The sequence below is a fragment of the Cobetia sp. 4B genome, from assembly GCF_018831605.1.
Taxonomy (GTDB): Bacteria; Pseudomonadota; Gammaproteobacteria; order Pseudomonadales; family Halomonadaceae; genus Cobetia; species Cobetia amphilecti.
On record NZ_CP059843.1, the window covers coordinates 4,178,892 to 4,200,263 of the forward strand.

The window sequence follows — 21,372 nt, forward strand, 5'->3', positions numbered from 1 at the left end:
TCACAAGCGGCTACCCGTCAGACCTCAGGGCGAGCGACGTCACATTCAATGGCGCTCTTTCAATTACTTGCCGTGCACGCCCGGCGCGCGTGACTCAACGAGAAGAGATCCCCAGATTTTCCAGCACCTTGAGACACGGCTCGGCCTGATTGAGGGTATAGAAATGCAGGCCCGGCGCGCCGCCATCCAGCAGACGCTGACTCATGCGCGAGATCACCTCGGTACCGAAGGCCTGAAGGCTCTCGCTGTCATCGCCGTAGCTCTCGAGCTGCCGGCGAAGCCAGCGCGGAATCTCCGCCCCGCAGGAATCGGAGAAACGCGCCAGCCGGGTGTAGTTGGTGATCGGCATGATCCCCGGGATGATCGGCTGCTGGATGCCGGCGGCACGCGCGCGCTCCACGAAGTGGAAGTAGGCATCGGCATTGAAGAAGTACTGGGTGATGGCGATATCGGCGCCGGCCTGCATCTTGCGCGCGAAGTTCTCGAGATCGCTGTGGTAGTTGTCGGCCTGTGGATGGCACTCCGGATAGGCCGCCACCGCGATCTCGAAGTGATCGCCGGTCTCCTCGCGCACGAACTCAACCAGCTCGTTGGCGTAACGCAGCTCACTGCGCGAGCCCATCCCGGAGGGCAGGTCCCCGCGCAACGCCACCAGGCGCTTGACGCCCTGCTCGCGATATTGCGCCAGGATCTCGCGCAGCTCGCCGCGGTCACTGCCGACACACGACAGGTGCGGCGCGGTACAGATGCCGCTGGCGCTGACCGACTGCACGGTGTTGAAGGTGCGCTCACGCGTGGAGCCACCCGCGCCATAGGTGACGGAGAAGAACTCCGGCTCCAGCGCCGCCAGCTGATCGCGAACCCCCTTGAGCTTTTCACGCCCGGCCTCGGTATTCGGCGGGAAGAATTCGAAGCTGATCCCTGACGGATGTTCGCTTGCACTCATGGGGCGGCCCTCGTGGTCGTCGTGTCCGGCTTTGATGTCGTTATCGCCGCACACTTCGCGGTGCGCGTGTAGCAATACACGTCCGGCGCGTCACGCCACCGCCCCTGTACTGCATGTCGAGCATTCTGACCGCCGCCGCCGACCCCGGCCAATGAAAGGTTTTCGCCTCAACTTCAATACCATTCATATAAGAAAGTACGTGTTTATAACCATTGCTGACAGTGGCGTCCTGTCCCTCAGTCCTGCCCCTCACCCGGCGCGCAACCACGCGATCCGCAGCCGGATCAAGGAAAGACGCAATGCGCGACATTCATGGGATGACGCTGACAGGGGCCACACGGCATGATGAGCCAAAAGGACAATGACGCTTCACAAGGAACCGTGATGGACCACATCGATCTGCAGCAACCGCTCTGGATGCTGATCACCTTCGTCGCCCTCGGCGCCCTCTGTGCACGCCGCCTCGCGATCGACCCGCGCCCCATCGCCACCTTGCTGATCTATGTGATCGCGCCGCTGACCTTCTTCCGCGGGCTGGTGCTCGGCGAGCCATCGCTGAGTGATCTGGGCCTGACGCTGGGACTGTTCTCGCTGGCCAGCAGCATCTGCCTGCTGGTGCGCCCGCTGGCCGCGAAGTTCTTCCCGCCGCAGGAAGCCGCCCTGCTCGCCTTCTCCTCCGGCACCGGCAATACCGGCTACTTCGGCCTGCCGGTCGCGATGCTGTTTCTGCCGCCGGAAGGCGTGACCCAGTACCTGTTCTGCCTGCTCGGCATCACGCTGTATGAGTTCACGCTGGGCTTCTACGTCAGTGCGCGCGGGCAGTTCTCGATGCGCCAGAGTCTGGTCAAGATCGTGCGTCTGCCGCTGATCTACGCCTTTCTGGCCGCCCTGCTGGTTGGGACGCTGGGGCTCGAGGTACCGGGGGCGGTGATGGAGGGACTCGACTACTTCAAGTACAGCTACACAGTGCTGGGCATGATGATCATCGGCATGACGCTGGGCGGTGTCAGCCTGCGCGAGATCGACCCGCGCTTCATTCTGGCGGCGACCGGCCTGCGCTTCGTGATGTGGCCGCTGCTGAGTCTGGGCAGCGTGATGCTGCTGGGCAGCCTGTTCGCCCTCGACCCGGTGCTGGCGCAGGTGTTGCTGCTGCTGGGCGTGGTGCCGATGGCCGCCAATGTGGTCGTGCTGGCCATCGAGCTGAATATCCAGCCGGCCAAGGGCGCGATCGCGGTGATGCTGACCACCCTGGCGGCGCCGCTGATCATCCCGCTGTATCTGTCATGGATGCTGGCGATCAGCGGCCTGGGGTGAGGCTCAGGCGCCCGCCATCTCGGGCGTGACGGCGTCGGGCGTCGCGGCCGGCGCCGGACGCGGCATCAGATGGCGCGGCGCCGTCTCGAGGATCTGGCCCTGCCAGTCGATCAGGTGCAGCGCGCCTTCGGCATCTTCCGCCAGCGCGGTGCAGTGCTCGACCCAGTCGCCATCGTTGCAGTAGAGCACACCTTCCTCGACCCGGAAGCCCGCCTGGTGGATGTGCCCCCCGACATAGCCATCCAGCCCTTCGAGACGTGCCTGACGCATGGCGGCTTCCTCGAACTGGGCCACATAGCGCTGGGCGGTGCCGCTACGACGCTTGAGCGCGCTGGCCAGCGACCAGTACGGCAGCCCGAACATGCCACGCGCGCGGTTGCACCAGCGATTGAGCGACAGGATGAAGCCGTGCATGCCATCGCCCAGCTTGAGCAGCCACGGCGCGATGCGCACATGGGTGTCGAATTCATCGCCGTGGGAGACCAGCAGGCGACGACCGCTGCCGGTGGTATGGATCGCGCGCCGCTCGATGCTCACGTTGTGCAGCTTCAGGCCGCACAGGCGACGGAAGGCGGCATCATGATTGCCGGGAATGTAGATGACCTCACAGCCACTGCGCGCCAGACGCAGCACCCGCGCCACCAGCGCCTGCTGGTCCTTGTCGAGCACCGCACGCTTGCGCATCGCCAGCAGGTCGACGATATCGCCGACCAGATACAGGCGTTCGGGGCGCACGCGACGCAGCAGCTTCGCAAGCAGCGCCGCCTGGCAGTCCGGGGTTCCCAGATGCACATCGGAGATGAACAGCGTGCGAACCTGACCGAGAGCGTCGGGAGCAGGCGGCATTTCAGCACGGGGAGCCGATTGCGGAGCGGTCATGTCAGTCACCTCTGGGTTGCCAGGCGGAATCGACAGGCGAGGCCCAGATGGCCCCTGTCGTTGCCCAGCAAGACTGAGGGGAGGCGATGACATACCCGTAACAGCGACATGAAAAAGCGATGACAGCCATTGCCATCAATCACTTGCAGCATGAATGAGGGGAAGGTCGCGGGCTTTTTTACGCCTGAGGGTCGTTGGCGCCCGCCATGGCCCGCCGCCGAGCGCGCTTCTGACGATACATGCGGTCATCCGCGATATGGATCAGATCATCGACATCCACATCGCCCTGCAATACCGGGTCGTGGGTGACGCGCCCGATACTGACCTCGACCGGGAAGGGGATTTGCTGCTCCAGACGTTGCTCCTGAAGATGGCGCATCAGCTGGGTCGTCGCCTGCTGGCTGGCCATATCACAGGCACCGGGCATCACGACCAGGAATTCATCGCCGCCCAGGCGGCATGCCAGCCCGTCTTCACCGGCCGCCTGGGCGACACTCCGAGCCACCAGCTGGATCAGGCGATCGCCCTCGGCGTGCCCGAAACTGTCGTTGACGTGCTTCAGGCGATCGACATCCACGAACAGGATCGACATGCATTGCCGAGTGCTCGTGCTCTCGGCCAGCATCCGCTCGAGAAAATCAAAGCCGAAACGACGGTTGGGCAGCCCCGTCAGCAGATCATGATTGGCGCGGTATTCCAGCTCGTTCTGCTGGGTGAGCAACCGCTGATTCATGTCGTGCAATTCGAGATTGCGCGCCTCCAGCGTGCGCTGCAGCCGGATGGTGCGATGGAAGGTCGAGGCTCGGGCATGCGCCAGTGCCGGCGCGATGAAGAGGGTTCCCAGGATGTAGGCACCGCCAGCGCCGGCCAATGTCGTCAACGACAAGGGGCTCAGCCACACATAGATGGGCACATAACACAGTATCAGCGGCAGGCTGCTGGCCAGCTGGTAGCGCCAGCCCCACACCAGCCAGGCGGGCATGGCGATCAGCATGCAGGTCGAGAAACTCAGGTTCCACAACGTCAGCGTCAGCGCATCCGGAATCAACGCGGCACCGAAACAGAAGAACAGGTTGGCGGGTATCGCACCGGCCAGCAGGATCTTGTCCGAATGCACGCCGCCGCGGCGCAGCTGAAGGATGCATAGCAGGCAGCAGAGGAAGATGATCAGCCGCCCCACCCACAACGCCTGCCAGGCAGACGGCACCTGGAAATAGTCAAACAGCAGGAAGCAGGCGAAGCACGCCATGGCGAACATGATGAAGGTATTGTTGATTCGCGTGCGATAGTGCTGCGCTTCGATATCCGAACCGTCCCTGCCCGGCAATATCAGATGTTCATGAAGCAGCATGTTCCATCCTCGACACTCGGTAGCATCAGCCAATGTTACACCGCGCGCAGAGCACACCTCACTGGAATAAAGAGTTGATCAGTAAACGCAAGAGTACCGTCTGCCTACTAGAACAACGTGTTGTGTCATCAGGCCGGCCAGGCGAAGCAAGGGCAAAGAGGCGTCGCAACACGAATGTGCCGGCAACACGAACGAAAGCACCCTGCTGTCGTCATCCATCTCGGTGGCGACAGCAGGGCGCTGAAGGTAAAGCCAAGGCAATGCCAGCTCACGGCGAGTCAATGCGACCAGCCATCAGGGCTGGTCACCGCCATTGTCGTGGGGCTTGCGCTGACAGGCTCTGACTCAGTGCTTGTCGTTCGACACTCCCGAGCGGCTGCGATCGCCGACCACCGCCGTCACCAGCTTGCCGATGCTCAGCCCCTGCACGAGGATCGAGAACAGCACGATGATGTAGGTGGTGACCACCAGCGGCTCGCGGAAGTCGCCTTCGGGAATCGCCAGTGCCAGCGCCACCGAGATGCCGCCGCGCAGGCCGCCCCAGGTGAGCACGCGCGTGGTGCCGGGGCGGAAGGTGTACCAGCGGCGCAAGAGGCTCAGCGGAAGACCGATCAGCGCCAGGCGCGAGAGCAGGATCACCGCCACCAGCACCAGCGCGATGCCGATCGAGGTCAGCGTGATCGGCATCAGTACCAGTTCGAGGCCGATCAGCACGAACAGCACCGCATTGAGAATCTCGTCGACCAGCTCCCAGAAGCCGTCCAGATAACGGCGGGTGTTGTCGGACATGGCGCCATCACGCGCCATGTTGCCGATGATCAGTCCCGCCACCACCATCGCGATGGGGCCGGAGACATGCAGCGCCGAGGCCAGCGCATAGCCGCCCAGCACCAGCGCCAGACTCAGCATCACCTCGACCTGATACTGGTCGATGCTGCGCATCAGCTGGTAGACCAGCGCGCCCAGCGCCAGCCCGAGCAGGATGCCGCCGCCGGCTTCCTCGAGGAACAAGAGCCCCATGTGGCCGAGCTCGACCTCGCCGCTGCCGGCCGACGCCGCACTCAGCAACGCGGTGAACAGCACCACCGCCACGCCATCATTGAACAGCGATTCGCCGACGATGCGGATTTCCATGTCGGCAGGCGCGCCGGCACTGCGCATGATGCCGAGCACGGCGATCGGGTCAGTGGGCGAAATCAGCGCACCGAATACCAGGCAATACAGGTAGGGCACCTCGATACCGGCCCACTGGAACAGCCACCAGGCGGCGGAGCCGATCACCAGCGTCGAGATCAGCACGCCCAACGTGGCCAGCAGGCCGATGGAGCGCCGGTAGGCCTTGAGGCGCGAGAGGTCCACGTGCAGCGCGCCGGCAAACAGCAGGAAGGACAGCATGCCGTCCATCAGCAGGCTGTTGAAATTGATGCGCCCCAGCCAGTCTTCCGCGGTATCGGCCACGACGGTGGTCACCGCGAAGTGATCGAGCCCGATCACGCCCAGCGACAGCACCAGGCCGATGGCCATCACGCCGATGGTCGGCGGCAGCCGCAGGACGCGATGATTGAACCACATGCACACGGCAGTGATGGTGATGAACAGTGCAGCGAGATTGAGCATCCGAAAACGGTCCTTTGCAGTGGCGCCGATACCCCTGATGGCATGACGTCCTTGTCATTCTTTCCAGTTCTTCTGTCGCGTGAGCGGCCGCGTGGCTGTCTGAGCTGAGCGTGACTGTCCAGAGCGGCTCATGGCTACCAGAACGGAGCGCGGCTACCAGAGATCGCCGTGGCGTTCACGGTGGCAGAGATAGAGACGCAGCTCGAACTCACGTTGATGATACTCCGGCTGCATGTGACAGCAGAGCCGGTAGAACGCCTTGTCGTGGGCCTTCTCGCGCAGATGCGCCAGCTCATGCACCACGATCATGTTGAGCAGTGGCTCCGGCAGGCGCCGGAACAGCGACGAGATACGGATCTCGTTCTTGGCCTTGAGCTTGTTGCCCTGCACCCGCGACACGAAGGTGTGCAGCCCCAGGGCGTTGTCGATGACGTGAATCCGGTCGTCGTAGATCACCTTGCTGATCGGCGCCGAGCTGCGCAGATACTGATTCTTCAGCGCCATGGTGTAGTCATGCAGCGCCCGCGCACCCTGCAGCTGATGAGGCTCGGGATACTTGCCGAGAAAGAAGGCTGCCGTCTTGCCCGACGCCAGCAGTTCACTCGCCTGCTGTTGGATCTCGGGGGCGTAGCCCTTGAGATAGCGTAGATCAGCCACTGGGCATCTCTCCTGTTGCTGTCCGAAGGAGGGCCAGAGACAAGAAAACCCGCCGAGGCGGGTTTTCTTGTCATGGCGCCGAAAGCGAGGGGCGAGACGTCCGCCACCTGCCAGGCCTGTCGAACTGGCGAATTTACAGGCCAGCGGCAGCCTTGAGGCCAGCGGCACGATCGGTCTTTTCCCACGGGAAGGCGGTGAAGGTTTCGGTCTTCTGCTCGCCGCTCACGTCGGTCCAGCTGTAGCTGTGCTCGAACGGCTCACGACCGAAGTGGCCGTAGGCAGCGGTCAGCTGATACATCGGGTGCGCCAGGTCCAGCATGGTGGTGATGGCGTACGGACGCAGGTCGAAGTGCTCGCGCACCAGCTCGACGATCTTGGCATCGCTGATCTTGCCGGTGCCGAAGGTGTTGATCGAGACGGAGGTCGGCTCGGCGACGCCGATGGCGTAGGAGACCTGGATCTCGCACTTGTCGGCCAGGCCGCTGGCGACGACGTTCTTGGCCACGTAGCGACCGGCATAGGCGGCGCTGCGATCGACCTTGGACGGGTCCTTGCCGGAGAAGGCACCACCACCGTGACGGGCCATGCCGCCATAGGTGTCGACGATGATCTTGCGACCCGTCAGACCACAGTCACCCACCGGGCCACCGATGACGAAGTTGCCGGTCGGGTTGATGTGGTATTCGGTGGTCTCGGACAGCCACTCGGCCGGCAGCACCTGCTCGATGATCTCGCGCTTGACCATCGCGCGCAGGTCTTCCTGGGACACTTCCGGGTCATGCTGGGTCGACAGCACGACGGCTTCGACGGCGACCGGCTTGCCGGCTTCGTCGTAGCGGAAGGTGACCTGGCTCTTCGCATCCGGGCGCAGCCACGGCAGCATGCCGTTCTTGCGCAGTTCCGCCTGACGCTCCACCAGACGGTGAGCGTAGTGGATCGGCGCCGGCATGAAGGAGTCGGTCTCGTTGGTGGCGTAGCCGAACATCAGGCCCTGGTCGCCCGCGCCCTGATCTTCCGGCTTGGTGCGATCGACGCCCTGGGCGATATCGATGCTCTGCTTGCCGATCAGGTTGAGGACACCACAGGTCTCGCCGTCGAAGCCGACGTCTGAAGAGGTATAGCCGATATCGGTGATGACACGACGTACCAGCTCCTCGAGATCCACCCACGCGCTGGTGGAGATCTCACCGGCCACGATGGCAACGCCTGTCTTGACGAGCGTTTCGCACGCGACGCGTGCCTGCTTGTCGCGCGCGATGATGGCATCGAGCACGGCGTCGGAAATCTGGTCGGCAATCTTGTCCGGATGCCCTTCGGACACGGACTCGGATGTGAAGAGTGAGTATTCGCTCATTGGTCCTCGACCCTCTTTTCGGATGCGGGGATGATTCGGCCACTGACGGCAGACTGCGTTGACGACCGAGTAGAAACACGCTTGCGGCGCACGATGAAGCTCAACACGGGCGGTTGAGCCTCGGGGGGGCGAGTTTACACGCCACTTATGTGAGTTCCTAGCGCAATGGGGCCCGTGGGGCCGTCCAATCGAGACCTTTTTGCGACAAGCGCTGCACACAGGGTAATAAGCCGTTGCCACCTTTGGACGAGCGCACATCCCGGATGCGATTTGCCGCGCCCTGTCATCTCGGTGACAATACCCGCCCGGAGATCACGCTCGGACGCGAGTCCGCGCGTACAAGGTTCACGCGACGCACTGTCCTTTCCGGCGCACTGTTTCAGGCGCACAGTCCTGAAGGAGACCCAGGCAGCAGCATGCCCTGGCTCTCGGGATGCACTGAGCGTCCGGCGCAGCACGCCGTGATTCATTGCCCCACTCTTGACGCCCGCAGGCGAGGAGCTACTGCATGCCTTCCCGTTTTGACCTGGCCAACGCCATCCGTGCACTTTCCATGGACGCCGTTCAGAAGGCCAAGTCTGGCCACCCCGGCGCCCCCATGGGCATGGCCGACATCGCTGAAGTGCTCTGGAACGACCACCTCAAGCACAACCCGGCCAACCCGAACTGGGCCGATCGTGACCGCTTCGTGCTGTCCAACGGCCATGGCTCCATGCTGCTCTACTCCCTGTTGCACCTCTCGGGTTATCAGCTGAGCCTTGAAGACCTGCAGAACTTCCGCCAGCTGCACGCCAAGACCGCCGGTCACCCGGAATACGGCTACGCGCCGGGCATCGAGACCACCACCGGTCCGCTGGGTCAGGGTCTGGCCAATGCCGTCGGCATGGCGATCGCCGAGAAGACACTGGCGGCGCAGTTCAACCGTCCGGGTCACACCGTCGTCGACCACACCACCTGGTGCTTCCTGGGTGACGGTTGCATGATGGAAGGCATCTCCCACGAGGTCGGCTCGCTGGCCGGCACCCTGGGTCTGGGCAAGCTGATCGCTCTGTATGACGACAACGGCATCTCCATCGATGGCGAAGTCGAAGGCTGGTTCACCGATGACACCGCCAAGCGTTTCGAGTCCTACGGCTGGCACGTCGTCTCCAACGTCGACGGCCACAAGCCGGAAGAGATCAACGCCGCCATCGCGCTGGCCAAGAGCCACGACGACAAGCCGAGCCTGATCATCTGCAAGACCGTGATTGGCTTCGGCTCTCCGAACAAGGAAGGCACCGAGTCCTGCCACGGCGCGCCGCTGGGTGACGACGAAGTCGCTGCCACCCGCGAGAAGCTGGGCTGGACCCACGCGCCCTTCCACGTTCCGGAAGACATCTATCAGGGCTGGGACGCCAGCGAGCGCGGCGCCAAGCTCGAGAGCGACTGGGATGCACGCTTCGCCCGTTACGCCGAAGCACACCCGGAACTGGCCGCCGAGTTCACCCGTCGTCTGGAAGGCAAGCTGCCGCACGCCCTGACCAGCGAGAAGATGATCGAGGATGCCCAGGCCGCCGGCGACAGCCCGGCCTCGCGCAAGGCGTCCTTCGAGTGCCTGAACCAGCTCGGCCCGCAGCTGCCGGAACTGCTCGGCGGCAGTGCCGATCTGGCCCCGTCCAACCTGACCTTCTGGAAGGGCGCCCAGGCGATCACCCGCGAAGACTTCAGCGGCAACTACCTGCACTACGGTGTGCGTGAGTTCGGCATGGGCGCGATCATGAACGGCGCCGGTCTGCACGGCGGCTTCATCCCCTACGGCGCGACCTTCCTGATCTTCATGGAATACATGCGCAACGCCGTTCGCATGGCCGCCCTGATGGGTCAGCAGGCCGTCTACGTCTTCACCCACGACTCCATCGGTCTGGGCGAAGATGGCCCGACGCACCAGCCGATCGAACAGCTGACCAGCCTGCGCACCACGCCGAACCTGTCCACCTGGCGTCCGGCGGATGCCGTGGAGACAGCGGCAGCGTGGGATGCAGCCATCAAGCGTCACTCCGGCCCGACCGCGCTGATCCTGTCGCGTCAGAACCTGCCGCACCAGAACCGCGACAAGGCCCAGCTGGCCAACATCAGCCGTGGCGGTTACGTGCTGAAGGACGCCGCCAACGGCCAGCCGGAAGTGATCCTGATCGCCACCGGCTCCGAAGTCGGCCTGGCGATGGATGCCGCCGCCGAGCTGGAAGCCGCCGGGCGCGCCGTGCGTGTCGTGTCCATGCCGGCCACCGACCTGTTCGATGCGCAGGACGCGGAATACCGTGAATCCGTGCTGCCGTCTTCCGTCACCGCGCGCGTGGCGATCGAAGCCGGTCATCGTGACTATTGGTTCAAGTATGTCGGCCTGAACGGCGACATCATCGGCATGGAGACCTTCGGGGAATCCGCGCCGGCTGGCGACCTGTTCAAGCACTTCGGCTTCACGGTCGAGAACGTGGTCGAACGCGCCAACAAACTGCTGGGCTGATCACCGCCTGACCCACCCCGTCGATGACGGAGTGGGATGCAGATCCACGCCGCCGCCTCCCGCTGGGAGCGGCGGCGTTTTCGTCTGTGCGACACTCGAGGAGCCCTCAAGCGTCACCGGCTGTCGCCTGTAGTCGACGTGGCTCACACGAGTCGCGGCTTGATGACACGATTCATCCTGCATGAGCGGTCATTCTCCGGCGATCATGCCCACGACAGACAGCGCAGACGGCGACTACACAACCCCTCCAGTTGGGTAGTGTGACTACGTGTCCTTAGACGAAAAAAACCAGAAATCAGGCGCTTGCGCGCCTTTCGCTCCCTCCGCCCAGCAAAGCGATGCGCTACCATGGACCCCCTGAAAAACACTCGGAACACGACATCCTTGAACCACCAGCCGCCTCTGCCCACCGCCGACGCTCCCCAGGGAGACAAGGCGTCCCGACGCCAGGGAAACGCTCCCTTGCGAGTGGCCATCAATGGCTACGGACGCATCGGTCAGTGTGTGCTGAGAGCGCTGGTAGAACGTGAAGCACGCTGTGAGGCACTGCCGCTGGAAGTGGTCGCGATCAACGAGCTGTCAGATCTGGACACCATCACCTATCTGACCCGCTACGACACCACCCACGGCCGCTTCCCCGGCACGGTGGAACAGCGCGACGGCCAGCTGGTCGTCAACGGCCATGCGATCAGCATCCTGTCCGAGGCCAATCCAGATTGCCTGCCCTGGCGGGCATTGGGGATTGACCTGGTGCTGGAGTGCTCCGGCAGCTTCAAGGACCGCGCCACCGCCGAGCGGCATCTGGCGGCAGGCGCCGGCCGGCTGCTGTTCTCCCAGCCCGGCGATACCGACGCCGATGTCGATGCCACCATCGTGTGCGGCATCAACCAGTCGGCGCTGGCCCCCGCCGAGGCAGGGCAGGCAGGCAGCGGCATGCGTATCGTCTCGGCGGCGTCGTGCACCACCAATTGCCTGATTCCGATTCTGACGGTGCTGGAAGAGGCCTTCGGACTGGAGCGCGGCGTCACCACCACGGTGCACTCGGCGATGAACGACCAGCCGGTGATCGACGCCTACCACCAGACGGACCTGCGCCTGACGCGCTCGGCGATGAGTTCGATCGTGCCGGTGGATACCGGCCTGGCCAAGGGCATCAACCGCCTGATGCCGCACCTGGAAGGACGCTTCGAATGTCTGCACCTGCGCGTGCCGACCATCAACGTGTCCTGCATGGACATGTCCATCGAGGTGAAGCGTGACGTGAGCGCGGATGAGGTCAATGACCTGCTGCGCGAGGCCTGCGCACAACGCCTGCAGGGCCTGATGGGATTGAGCGAGGAGCCGACGGCTTCCATCGACTTCAACCACGATCCGCGCTCGGGTATCGTGGATGCGACCCAGACCCGTGTTGCCGGCGGCCGGCTGATCAAGATGCTGTGCTGGTTCGACAACGAATGGGGCTTTGCCAATCGCATGCTGGACGTCGCCACCCATTGGCACGCCTGCGAGATGACAACGCCTCTGGCGAGGGAAGCTCTCTCCACCGATTCACGACCAAGGAACCCGTCATGAACGTGCAAACGATGACCGCCCTCGACCTGTCCGGAAAGCGTGTGCTGATCCGCGAAGATCTCAACGTGCCGATCCGCGACGGTCAGGTGACCAGCGACGCGCGCATCCGTGCCAGCCTGCCGACCATCAAGGCGGCACGTGACGCCGGCGCACGCGTGATGCTGATGAGTCATCTGGGCCGCCCCACCGAGGGTGAGCCGGAAGACCAGTTCTCGCTGGCACCGGTCGCGGCACATCTGGGCGAGCTGCTGGGCAGCCCGGTGCGCCTGATCAACGACTACCTCGACACGGCACCGGATGTCGCCGAAGGCGAGGTCGTGCTGCTGGAGAACGTGCGCTTCAACAAGGGCGAGAAGAAGGACGAGGAATCCCTGTCCCGCGCCTACGCCGCGCTGTGCGATGTCTACGTGATGGATGCCTTCGGCACCGCGCACCGTGCCCAGGCCTCGACCCATGGCGTGGCACGCTTCGCACCGGACGCCTGCGCCGGCCCGCTGCTGGCCGCCGAGCTGGAAGCCCTCGAGAAGGCACTCGCCGCACCGCGTGCGCCGATGGTCGCCATCGTCGGCGGCTCCAAGGTCTCCACCAAGCTCGACGTGCTCAAGGCGCTGTCCGACAAGTGCCATCAGCTGATCGTCGGTGGCGGCATCGCCAACACCTTCATCGCGGCGGCCGGTTACAACGTCGGCAAGTCCCTCTACGAGGCTGACCTGCTCGATACCGCTCGCGCACTGATGGACAAGGTCGAGATCCCGCTGCCGACCGACGTCGTCGTCGCCACCGAGTTCTCCGACAAGGCCGAAGCCGTCGTGCGTGCCGTCGCCGACGTCCAGGACGACGAGATGATCCTGGATATCGGTCCGGAGACCGCCTCACGCTTCGGTGCGCTGCTCAAGGACGCCGGCACCATTCTGTGGAACGGCCCGGTCGGCGTGTTCGAGATCGAACAGTTCGCCAACGGCACCGAGCAGCTGGCGATGGCCATCGCCGAGAGCGACGCCTTCTCCATCGCCGGCGGTGGCGACACCCTGGCGGCCATCGACAAGTACGACGTCGAGTCGCGCGTCTCCTACATTTCTACCGGTGGCGGCGCCTTCCTCGAATACGTGGAAGGCAAGGTACTGCCGGCCGTTGCGGCATTGGAAGCCGCAGCAAGCTGAACCCGCCTGTGTCCTCATTGGCGCAGGCTTAGAGTCACGGCCACAAGGTCGCTCCCCGTCAGCCGACGGGGGGCACCCGACGCTTCTCCACTCGATTCCTCAAAAAGACAGGTGATGTCATGGCATTGATCAGCATGCGCCAGATGTTGGACCACGCAGCCGAGTACGGATACGGCATCCCGGCGTTCAACGTCAACAACCTCGAGCAGATGCGCGCCATCATGGAAGCCGCCGATCACACCGATTCTCCGGTGATCGTCCAGGCCTCCGCCGGCGCACGCAAATACGCGGGCGCGCCGTTCCTTCGCCACCTCATCCTGGCTGCGGTGGAAGAATTCCCGCATATCCCGGTGGTCATGCACCAGGATCACGGCACCTCGCCGGCAGTCTGCCAGCGCTCCATCCAGCTGGGCTTCAGCTCGGTGATGATGGACGGCTCGCTGGGCGAAGACGGCAAGACCCCGACCAGCTACGAATACAATGTCGATGTGACCCGTCGCACCGTCGAGATGGCCCACGCCTGTGGCGTGTCCGTCGAAGGCGAGCTGGGTTGCCTCGGCTCGTTGGAAACCGGCATGGCCGGTGAAGAAGACGGCATCGGTGCCGAAGGCAAGCTGGACCACGACCAGATGCTGACCGACCCGGAAGAAGCCGCCGACTTCGTCAAGAAGACCCACGTCGATGCCCTGGCCATCGCCATCGGCACCTCCCACGGCGCCTACAAGTTCACCAAGCCGCCGACGGGTGACACCCTGTCCATCCAGCGCATCAAGGAAATCCACGCCCGCATCCCCGAGACTCACCTGGTGATGCACGGCTCTTCCTCCGTGCCGCAGGACTGGCTGGAAATCATCAACGAATACGGCGGCAAGATTCCGGAAACCTACGGCGTGCCGGTCGACGAGATCGTCGAAGGCATCAAGCACGGCGTGCGCAAGATCAACGTCGACACCGATCTGCGCCTGGCCTCTACCGGTTCCATCCGTCGCTTCATGGCGCAGAACCCGTCTGAATTCGACCCGCGCAAGTACCTGAAGGAATCCGTGAAGGCGATGCGCGACATCTGCATCGCCCGCTACGAAGCCTTCGGTGCCGCCGGTCATGGCAGCAAGATCGGCCCGATCAACCTCGAAGCGATGTTCGAGCGTTACAACCGTGGCGAGCTGGACCCGAAGATCAACTGATCGGGCGGCACCCGCCAAGGTCTCCCTGCCTGCCCGCATGCAAGCAGGCAGGGAATGAAGAGAAAGGCGACCCTTCGGGGTCGCCTTTTTTATGCGCCTCAGGGTGCCAGCCTCTCGCGCACGCAGGTATCCTTTCGAGATTCCGTTTGGCATTGATCATTCATCACCGTATCGCAGGAGACATCATGGCCTCGCTCAAGGATCAACTGTCCGGGCTTGTCTATTCCACCGAACATGGCGCAACCTGCCCTGAGTGTCGGCGTGCCGAAGCCGAGTGCGAATGTGCCGACCTCGCCGAGCGTGAACGCCTGGCAAGCCTCGATGGCGTGGTGCGTATCCGTCGCGAGACCAGCGGTCGCAAGGGCAAGGGCGTGACCACCGTGAGCGGGATTCCGCTCGCCGAGAAGGAACTCAAGGCCCTGGCCAAGACTCTCAAGCAGCGGTGCGGCACTGGCGGCAGCCTCAAGGATGGCATCGTGGAGATCCAGGGCGATCACCGCGAGACGCTCAAGGCTGAACTCACGCGGATGGGCTATACCGTCAAGCTGGCCGGTGGCTGAACGCCTGCTGCGCGCACCTTTGCCTTCCATCTCGCTGCACAAGGGATTTCCATGCTGAACTTCATCACGCCACGCCGGCCTTCGGCTCGCACGCTCTCGCTCTCTGGCCTGCTGCTGGCCACGCTCGGGGTGGGTGGCTGCATGACCGGCCCGGACTTCACGCAGCTGGAGGCACGCGTGGTGCCACAGCAGGCCTTCACGGCACCGCCGGGTGCGATGCTGGAAGTGCGCCTGGTGGATGTCTCCCGCGCCGATGCCGAGGCCGGACTGATTGCCAGTACTCGCTATGGCGGCCTGCGTGAAGGGCCTTTCCCGGTCAGCCTGCAGTACGATCGCAATGCCATCGAGGAAGGCCATCGCTATGCGCTGCAAGCCGATGTGCGCAGCGAGGGTCGCCTGTATTGGATCAATGACAGCGCGGTGCCGGTGCTGGGTGACGCCAGTACCTCACAGGGCGAGGTCGAGATCCCGCTCACGCCGCTGCCGCGTGCGCTGGGCCATTGATGGTGCGTGCGCCCGGCCCGATCAGTACGTTCGACTTGACCAGTACGCTCGACTTGACCAGTAGGCCCGTCTCTCACCGATAGGACACCCCAATGGATTGGCTGGAATACCTGTTACCTGTCTTCTTCCTTACCCCTCTGGGTGCCATCGCGCTGGTGGTGCTGGGCATGCGCGGTCTGCATGAGCGGCGCATCCAGTCGCCGCTGACCCGCCGCCAGCTGCGTGAACCGGGCCAGAGCCTGCGCGATCGTCTCGACGAGGCCTTCCAGGCGCTGTTTCTCGACGGGGCGCTCGGGCCGCTCATCACCTTGAGTCCGCTGGTCTACGGCATGGGGCGCATGGTGTTCGGCGAAGAGCAGAACTGGCTTGAGTGGGCCGCCTACGGCCTGGCCTGTGCGCTGCTGGTGCTGGTGTTCGCGCTGCGCCTGACGCGTCACTTCCAGCGCATCCGCAAGCTCAAGCTGGGACTGGCCTGCGAGCTGTCCATCGGTCAGGAACTCGACCAGCTGATCCGCCCGGAACAGCTGACCAGCATGGTCTATCACGACGTGCCGGCCGATGGCTTCCATATCGATCATCTGGTGGTCACCCCCGCCGGCGCCTACGCCATTCGCACCAAGGCGCGCTCGCGGCCGCTGGATGCGCTGGGCGCACTCAAGGATGAGGTCAAGCTCAAGGATGGTCGCCTGTACTTCCCGGGCTATCGCGAGCGCAAACCGCTGCGCGAGACACGTACCGCACGCGACTGGACGGCCGCCTGGCTGAAGCGTGAATGCGGTGTCGACGTGCCGGTGCAGGGGCTGCTGGCACTGCCGGGCTGGCAGATCGTGCGCGAGGGGACCCAGCGCGAGAATGACCCCGAAGTCGTCAATGGCGAGGGCCTCGCCGAGTGGCTGAGCACCCATTGCATGGCTCCCGAAGAGGGTTGCCCGACCCTGGATGACGCCCTCAAGCAGCGTATCAACGAGGCGATTCTCGACCGCGTCCAGGCCGAGCGCCTCGCCACCAGTTGATCCTTTGCCATGCTCCGGCCCCTCGGAGCATGGCGGCGCCGGACAAAGGCTTGCCAAGGCGCCCCGCCCGGCGTTAAATACGCGCCGGTCCAGCCTTGGCAACCTTATCGCGCTATCGCAATGATGGCGCTCTTGGCGACATATCCCGCATGAAACTCATCACCTTCGACGCTTTTCGTACCCTCGGCATTCCCGGTGTTCGTTATATCAAGCCGGAGCGCATGCTGGATCACCTCGACGAGATCCGCGCCGCCGACATCCTGCTGTTTCCCGAATACTGGCAGATCACCACCCTGGTCTACGGCCTCGGCAAACGCATCTTCCCCAGCCTGCCCAGCTACGCGATCGGCCACGACAAGGTCGAGCAGACGCGCGTCTTTCAGGCCATCTGCCCGGACAACGTGCCGCCGACCGAGATTCGCGGCGCCAGCCGTCAGGCAATCGACGATATCGAAGCGCGCTTCGGCTACCCGCTGATCGTCAAGGAAGTCAAAAGCTCGATGGGCGTCGGCGTGAAGCTGATCCAGTCGCGTAGCGAACTGGAAGCACATGCGGCGGAGCACCCGGTGCTGTATGCCCAGCCGCGCCTGGAGATCGACCGCGACCTGCGCATCGTGGTGGTGGGTGGCGAAGTCATCACCGCCTACTGGCGCGTCACGCCGCTGGGCGGCTATCGCTCCAATGTCAGTCAGGGCGGCGAGACGGCCTACGACAATATTCCGGCCCCCGCCATCGCCCTGGCCCTGCACCTGGCCAAGGCATTGAGTGTCGATCATGCCGGCTTCGATATCGCGATGGTCGATAGCCACCCGCTCGTGTTCGAGTTCAACCGCCTGTTCGGCAATCAGGGCATCCCGAACAGCTCGCGGCGCATCGGTGCCGCCATCCTCCGTCATCTGGCGCTCGACAGCAGTGACAACGACCCGACGCCACCGCTACTGACGCCGCGCCGGGTGCGCCGCACGACACTCGAGGAGACCGGCTGACATCTTGCGGGCGCGCCACTCGCTGCGCCCTTGCCTGCCCTGAACGACAAGACGCCGCCCAATGGGCGGCGTCTTGTCGTCTGGCACTGGCCGTTCAACCGGCCAGGCGGCTCATCTCCTCACAGGCGTGAGGGACGGCTGTGCGGGTCGCCTTCGATATGATCCTTGGGCGGGTCCTGCCGCGGCTTGCCTGCTGCCGGCACGTCCTCGTCGGGTATTTCCCAAGTGCCGTCTTCGGTCCAGGGGTCGTCTGCCGGGAACTCCTCGATGTTGATTTCCTTGACCGTGTAATCCGGCTGGTAGCGCAGGTCATAGTGCGCGGCACGCACGATGGAGATGCACAGCATCAAGGCCACCGCCAATAGCGGAACACCCCCGATGATGGAGGCCGTCTGCAGGGTCTCCAGCCCGCCGATGAACATCAGCACGATGGGCATGAACGACAGGGCGAAGGCCCAGAACAGGCGGTTCCAGCGCATCGGCTCTTCATCGACTTCCTTCTGGACCACAGCGGCCAGAATGTAGGAGATGGAGTCGAAGGTAGTCGCGGTGAAGATCAGCGCCAGCAGCGTGAAGGCGAAGATCACCACGTAATCCAGCGGCAGCGTGTGCAGCATCGCGAAGATGGCCGCGGTCGGGCTCTGGTCATTGAGGATGGTGACCACGTCCAGCTCACCGGACAGCTGCAGGTAGAGGCCGTAGTTGCCCATCACCATGAAGAACAGGAAGCAGCCCATGGTGCCGAAGAACATCGAACCGGCGACCATGGCGCGGATGGTGCGGCCCCGCGAGATACGCGCGATGAACAGCCCCACGCTGGGCGCGAACACCAGCCACCAGGCCCAGTAGAAGATGGTCCAGTCCTGCGGGAAGTGCGTGTCCTCGAAGCCCTTGAACTCGGCAAACGGTTCAAGCCAGGTGGCCATGTGGATCAGATTGCTCATCACGCGGCCCAGCGCATCCAGGCCGGTATTGGCCATGAACAGGGTCGGCCCCGCGATGAAGATGAACAGCAACAGGCCGACCGCCAGCCAGAAGTTGATGTCTGACAGCAGCTTGATGCCCTTCTTGAGGCCCACGTAGGCGCTGTAGCCGAACAGGGCGGTACACACCAGCAGCACCACGATCTGCGTGGTCAGCGACTTGGGCACCCCGAACAGCTCGTGCACCCCCTCGTTGATCATCGGTGCCGCCAGACCCAGGGTGGTCGCACCGCCGCCCAGCATGCCGAAGATGAAGCTGATATCGATCAGCTTGCCCAGCCAGCCATGCGCCAGCTTTTCACCCAGCACCGGCATCAGCGCCTCGGAAATCTTCAGCACGCTGTGGTGACGCACGTAGTAGAAGTAGGCGATCGGCACGGCGGGAATCAGGTAGATCGCCCATGCCAGCGGGCCCCAGTGGAAGATGCCGTAGGCCGCGGCCCATTCCGCTGCCTCCGGCGTCTGGCCTTCCACATGGAACGGGGGCGACTGATAGTAGTAGACCCACTCGATCATCGACCAGTACAGGATGGAGGCCCCGATACCGGCACAGAACAGCATCGCCGCCCATGACACGATGGAGAATTCGGGCTTCTCCTCGGCATCACCGAGCTTTATCTGACCGATGTCGCTGAAGATGATGTAGATCATGAAGCCGCCGGCCCCCACGCCGAGCAGCAGATAGAGCACACCGAGCTTGCTGGTGACGAAGTTCTTGGCCGCCGATACCCACATCGCGCCTTGTTCAGGGAAGATGACCAGGGGCAGCGTCACTGCCAACAGCAGGAAGATCGAGCCGAAGAAGGTCGGCTTGTCGATCATGTCGAAGGGCTTTTCCGGCCGATCCCCCGCCGTCTTGGCGGATACCTTTCGGGTTTCCTTGCTCATATATAAGCCTCATTTATCGTTATTGCTATGTATGATAACAGCTTATCATGAGTGATTGCGATACACGCATCCCCACTGCGTACAATCCTAGTACAACGATCCAAGCGCCTACGTAAAGTTAATTTAACGCAAGCAAGTCATTTATTAGCGCAGGGCAGGCCGTGGCGTTCAGGCCAAGAGAAGAGCAGGAAGCACGACGACAGAGCTGGCAGCGACAGGCAAATCAGCAGGAAAGACACAGCCAGAACAGGCAGCGCAGAGGTGGGCAGCCACAGAGGGGTAAGACGCAGGGAAGACGCAGCAAAGGCAGCAGATGTCAGACCGGAGAGCAGGCATCCACCAGGGAACGGCACCGTTGCCGTTCCCTGGTGGAAGTAATCAGGCTTGAGATGATCGGGCTGATGGCGCCTCGGGCTCAGTCGCCGCGCAGGCGCCCGCCCATCTCCTGGGCGAGATCTACCGCGAAGTGGTCCGTCATGCCGCCGATGAAGTCGAGCATGCGCCGATAGCTGCGGTAGAGATCCCAGTCCTTGGTCGGCGTGTTCTCGCCGATCAATGCCAGCACACGTTGATGCTTGAAGCTGGAGCGTCCCTTGGTATGCAGCTCATGCGCAGCGCCGATGAAGGCCTCGAGCAGGATACCCAGCGTGGTGTAGGCGCCGATCTCCAGCTTGGCCTTGCGCTCGTTGCGGAAGATCTTCTGGCGCGCCAGATTCTTGGCTTCCCGCACGCCCCAGCCGAGGTCGGGGTGGCAAAGGTCGAGCAGGTCTTCACTGAGCGTGCCGGCCAGCAGTTCCGTCTCGCGCTGCACGAAAGCCTCGGCGACATCATTGACGGCACGCTCCATCGCCGCGCCTCTCAACGCCGCCACCTTGCGCCGCTGGGAGGTGCCGCGGGCGACCATCTCCTGATATTCGCGCGGCTCGCCACCGCTGATGCCGGTGAGAATCTCGAACACTTCCTCGAACTGCAGGATGCCCATCTCGAGGCCATCTTCCAGGTCCAACAGCGCATAGCAGATGTCATCGGCGGCCTCGACCAACCACGCCAGCGGGTGACGGCACCAGCGGCCATCGGCCCGTGCCAGCAGCCCGCAGCGCTCGGCGACCTGATCCAGCAGCACGCGCTCGCTCTGATAGCAGCCGAACTTGCCGCCGGCCGTGGCGTGCTCCACCGTCCACGGGTACTTGAGCAGCGTGCCCAGCGTCGCTGCTGTCAGGCGCATGCCGCCATGGAACTGGTTGTATTCGATCTGGGTGACGATGCGAAAGCCCTGGGCATTGCCTTCGTAGGTGAGCAGGTCCTCGCGCTCGGCATCGCTCAGCCCGGCCAGCCGACCGTGATCACTGGCGGCCTCGGCGGCGAACCAGTCACGGATGGCGTACTCCCCCGCATGCCCGAAGGGCGGGTTGCCGATGTCATGCCCCAGGCAGCCGGTCTGGACGATGACGCCGAGATCCGACGGCGTGATCCAGTCGGGCAACTGCTCCTTGAGCTTCTCGCCGACCATCATGCCCAGCGAGCGACCGACACAGCCGACCTCCAGCGAGTGAGTCAGCCGCGTGTGGATGTGGTCGTTGTCGGTCAGCGGGTGGACCTGGGTCTTGCGCCCCAGGCGACGGAAGGAGCCCGCGAACACGATGCGGTCGTGGTCCTTGTGGAAGGGAGTCCGCCCCATCTCACGCGATACGGTGCCCGGTGCGTCATGCAGGCGACTCGGTTCCAGCAGTCGCTCCCAGCTCATCGATGACATCAGGCAACTCCTTGGCAGGCGCCGAGCACTGGCGCCGGCGAGCAGATAACAGGTGAATGACGCGCATAAAAAAAGAGAACAGGGATTGTGGCACCCTGTTCTCCTTGTCTCCAGCCCGCTCAGGCCTTCCTCAAACCCGCTCAGGCTG

17 protein-coding genes are annotated in these 21,372 nt (G+C 63.8%); 9 read left to right on the forward strand and 8 right to left on the reverse strand.

Annotated elements, in window-relative coordinates; all coding sequences use genetic code 11:
* Positions 1-94: 94 nt before the first annotated feature.
* Entirely contained in the window at positions 95-946 is an 852-nt protein-coding gene (gene metF, locus H2O77_RS17195) for a methylenetetrahydrofolate reductase [NAD(P)H] (RefSeq protein WP_215823607.1), read from the reverse strand.
* Between the two features lie 384 nt (positions 947-1,330).
* Here metF and H2O77_RS17200 point away from each other — a divergent pair, with 384 nt between their 5' ends.
* Entirely contained in the window at positions 1,331-2,260 is a 930-nt protein-coding gene (locus tag H2O77_RS17200) for an AEC family transporter (protein WP_215823608.1), read from the forward strand.
* Between the two features lie 3 nt (positions 2,261-2,263).
* On the opposite strand, the gene H2O77_RS17205 is transcribed toward H2O77_RS17200, so the two are convergent.
* The 5 genes from H2O77_RS17205 to metK all read right to left on the reverse strand — a co-directional run bounded on the left by H2O77_RS17205 (position 2,264) and on the right by metK (position 8,118).
* Positions 2,264-3,139: a UDP-2,3-diacylglucosamine diphosphatase gene (locus H2O77_RS17205; protein ID WP_234368078.1), complete on the reverse strand. Its 876-nt coding sequence runs from the start codon at positions 3,137-3,139 to the stop codon at positions 2,264-2,266.
* Positions 3,140-3,317: 178 nt separating this feature from the next.
* Complete coding sequence (locus H2O77_RS17210) at positions 3,318-4,490, reverse strand: GGDEF domain-containing protein (RefSeq protein WP_215823609.1); 1,173 nt, start codon at positions 4,488-4,490, stop codon at positions 3,318-3,320.
* 345 nt (positions 4,491-4,835) lie between these two features.
* Complete coding sequence (locus tag H2O77_RS17215) at positions 4,836-6,107, reverse strand: sodium:proton antiporter (protein WP_215823610.1); 1,272 nt, start codon at positions 6,105-6,107, stop codon at positions 4,836-4,838.
* A gap of 153 nt (positions 6,108-6,260) precedes the next feature.
* Entirely contained in the window at positions 6,261-6,764 is a 504-nt protein-coding gene (locus tag H2O77_RS17220; RefSeq protein ID WP_043335730.1) for a M48 family metallopeptidase, read from the reverse strand.
* A 133-nt stretch (positions 6,765-6,897) separates the two neighbouring features.
* On the reverse strand, positions 6,898-8,118 hold the full coding sequence (gene metK / locus H2O77_RS17225) for a methionine adenosyltransferase (RefSeq protein WP_043335733.1): 1,221 nt from the start codon (positions 8,116-8,118) through the stop codon (positions 6,898-6,900).
* 508 nt (positions 8,119-8,626) lie between these two features.
* Here metK and tkt point away from each other — a divergent pair.
* The 8 genes from tkt to H2O77_RS17265 all read left to right on the forward strand — a co-directional run bounded on the left by tkt (position 8,627) and on the right by H2O77_RS17265 (position 17,600).
* On the forward strand, positions 8,627-10,621 hold the full coding sequence (gene tkt, locus H2O77_RS17230) for a transketolase (RefSeq protein ID WP_043335737.1): 1,995 nt from the start codon (positions 8,627-8,629) through the stop codon (positions 10,619-10,621).
* Between the two features lie 462 nt (positions 10,622-11,083).
* Positions 11,084-12,193 carry a glyceraldehyde 3-phosphate dehydrogenase NAD-binding domain-containing protein gene (locus H2O77_RS17235; protein WP_240548652.1) on the forward strand — a complete coding sequence of 370 codons (1,110 nt, stop codon included), beginning with the start codon at positions 11,084-11,086 and terminating at the stop codon, positions 12,191-12,193.
* Positions 12,190-13,353 (forward strand): phosphoglycerate kinase, encoded by a 1,164-nt coding sequence (locus H2O77_RS17240; RefSeq protein WP_043335739.1) that lies wholly within the window; start codon positions 12,190-12,192, stop codon positions 13,351-13,353. Before H2O77_RS17235 ends, H2O77_RS17240 begins: the two co-directional genes overlap by 4 nt.
* A gap of 119 nt (positions 13,354-13,472) precedes the next feature.
* Complete coding sequence (gene fba / locus H2O77_RS17245) at positions 13,473-14,537, forward strand: class II fructose-bisphosphate aldolase (RefSeq protein ID WP_215823612.1); 1,065 nt, start codon at positions 13,473-13,475, stop codon at positions 14,535-14,537.
* Positions 14,538-14,722: 185 nt separating this feature from the next.
* Positions 14,723-15,097 (forward strand): translation initiation factor Sui1, encoded by a 375-nt coding sequence (locus tag H2O77_RS17250; protein ID WP_043335744.1) that lies wholly within the window; start codon positions 14,723-14,725, stop codon positions 15,095-15,097.
* A gap of 51 nt (positions 15,098-15,148) precedes the next feature.
* Positions 15,149-15,601, forward strand: a complete 453-nt coding sequence (locus H2O77_RS17255) for a YbaY family lipoprotein (protein ID WP_215823613.1) — start codon at positions 15,149-15,151, stop codon at positions 15,599-15,601.
* Positions 15,602-15,693: 92 nt separating this feature from the next.
* Complete coding sequence (locus H2O77_RS17260; protein WP_043335750.1) at positions 15,694-16,614, forward strand: nuclease-related domain-containing protein; 921 nt, start codon at positions 15,694-15,696, stop codon at positions 16,612-16,614.
* A gap of 149 nt (positions 16,615-16,763) precedes the next feature.
* Positions 16,764-17,600, forward strand: coding sequence for a hypothetical protein (locus H2O77_RS17265; RefSeq protein ID WP_215823614.1), 837 nt, complete (start codon positions 16,764-16,766; stop codon positions 17,598-17,600).
* Between the two features lie 119 nt (positions 17,601-17,719).
* Here the strand turns inward: H2O77_RS17265 and H2O77_RS17270 are convergent, their stop codons facing one another.
* Positions 17,720-19,471: a BCCT family transporter gene (locus H2O77_RS17270; protein WP_215823615.1), complete on the reverse strand. Its 1,752-nt coding sequence runs from the start codon at positions 19,469-19,471 to the stop codon at positions 17,720-17,722.
* A 415-nt stretch (positions 19,472-19,886) separates the two neighbouring features.
* The gene (locus H2O77_RS17275) at positions 19,887-21,224 is read right to left on the reverse strand and encodes a deoxyguanosinetriphosphate triphosphohydrolase (protein WP_043335753.1); all 1,338 of its coding nucleotides are present in this window, start codon (positions 21,222-21,224) and stop codon (positions 19,887-19,889) included.
* Between the last annotated feature and the right edge of the window lie 148 nt (positions 21,225-21,372).

Coding starts and splice junctions, on each gene's coding strand:
- metF (WP_215823607.1), bottom strand. CDS start 946: ATGAGTGCAAGCGAACATCCGTCAGGGATCAGCTTCGAATTCTTCCCG.
- H2O77_RS17200 (WP_215823608.1), top strand. CDS start 1,331: ATGGACCACATCGATCTGCAGCAACCGCTCTGGATGCTGATCACCTTC.
- H2O77_RS17205 (WP_234368078.1), bottom strand. CDS start 3,139: ATGACCGCTCCGCAATCGGCTCCCCGTGCTGAAATGCCGCCTGCTCCC.
- H2O77_RS17210 (WP_215823609.1), bottom strand. CDS start 4,490: ATGCTGCTTCATGAACATCTGATATTGCCGGGCAGGGACGGTTCGGAT.
- H2O77_RS17215 (WP_215823610.1), bottom strand. CDS start 6,107: ATGCTCAATCTCGCTGCACTGTTCATCACCATCACTGCCGTGTGCATG.
- metK (WP_043335733.1), bottom strand. CDS start 8,118: ATGAGCGAATACTCACTCTTCACATCCGAGTCCGTGTCCGAAGGGCAT.
- tkt (WP_043335737.1), top strand. CDS start 8,627: ATGCCTTCCCGTTTTGACCTGGCCAACGCCATCCGTGCACTTTCCATG.
- H2O77_RS17240 (WP_043335739.1), top strand. CDS start 12,190: ATGAACGTGCAAACGATGACCGCCCTCGACCTGTCCGGAAAGCGTGTG.
- fba (WP_215823612.1), top strand. CDS start 13,473: ATGGCATTGATCAGCATGCGCCAGATGTTGGACCACGCAGCCGAGTAC.
- H2O77_RS17250 (WP_043335744.1), top strand. CDS start 14,723: ATGGCCTCGCTCAAGGATCAACTGTCCGGGCTTGTCTATTCCACCGAA.
- H2O77_RS17255 (WP_215823613.1), top strand. CDS start 15,149: ATGCTGAACTTCATCACGCCACGCCGGCCTTCGGCTCGCACGCTCTCG.
- H2O77_RS17260 (WP_043335750.1), top strand. CDS start 15,694: ATGGATTGGCTGGAATACCTGTTACCTGTCTTCTTCCTTACCCCTCTG.
- H2O77_RS17265 (WP_215823614.1), top strand. CDS start 16,764: ATGAAACTCATCACCTTCGACGCTTTTCGTACCCTCGGCATTCCCGGT.
- H2O77_RS17270 (WP_215823615.1), bottom strand. CDS start 19,471: ATGAGCAAGGAAACCCGAAAGGTATCCGCCAAGACGGCGGGGGATCGG.
- H2O77_RS17275 (WP_043335753.1), bottom strand. CDS start 21,224: ATGTCATCGATGAGCTGGGAGCGACTGCTGGAACCGAGTCGCCTGCAT.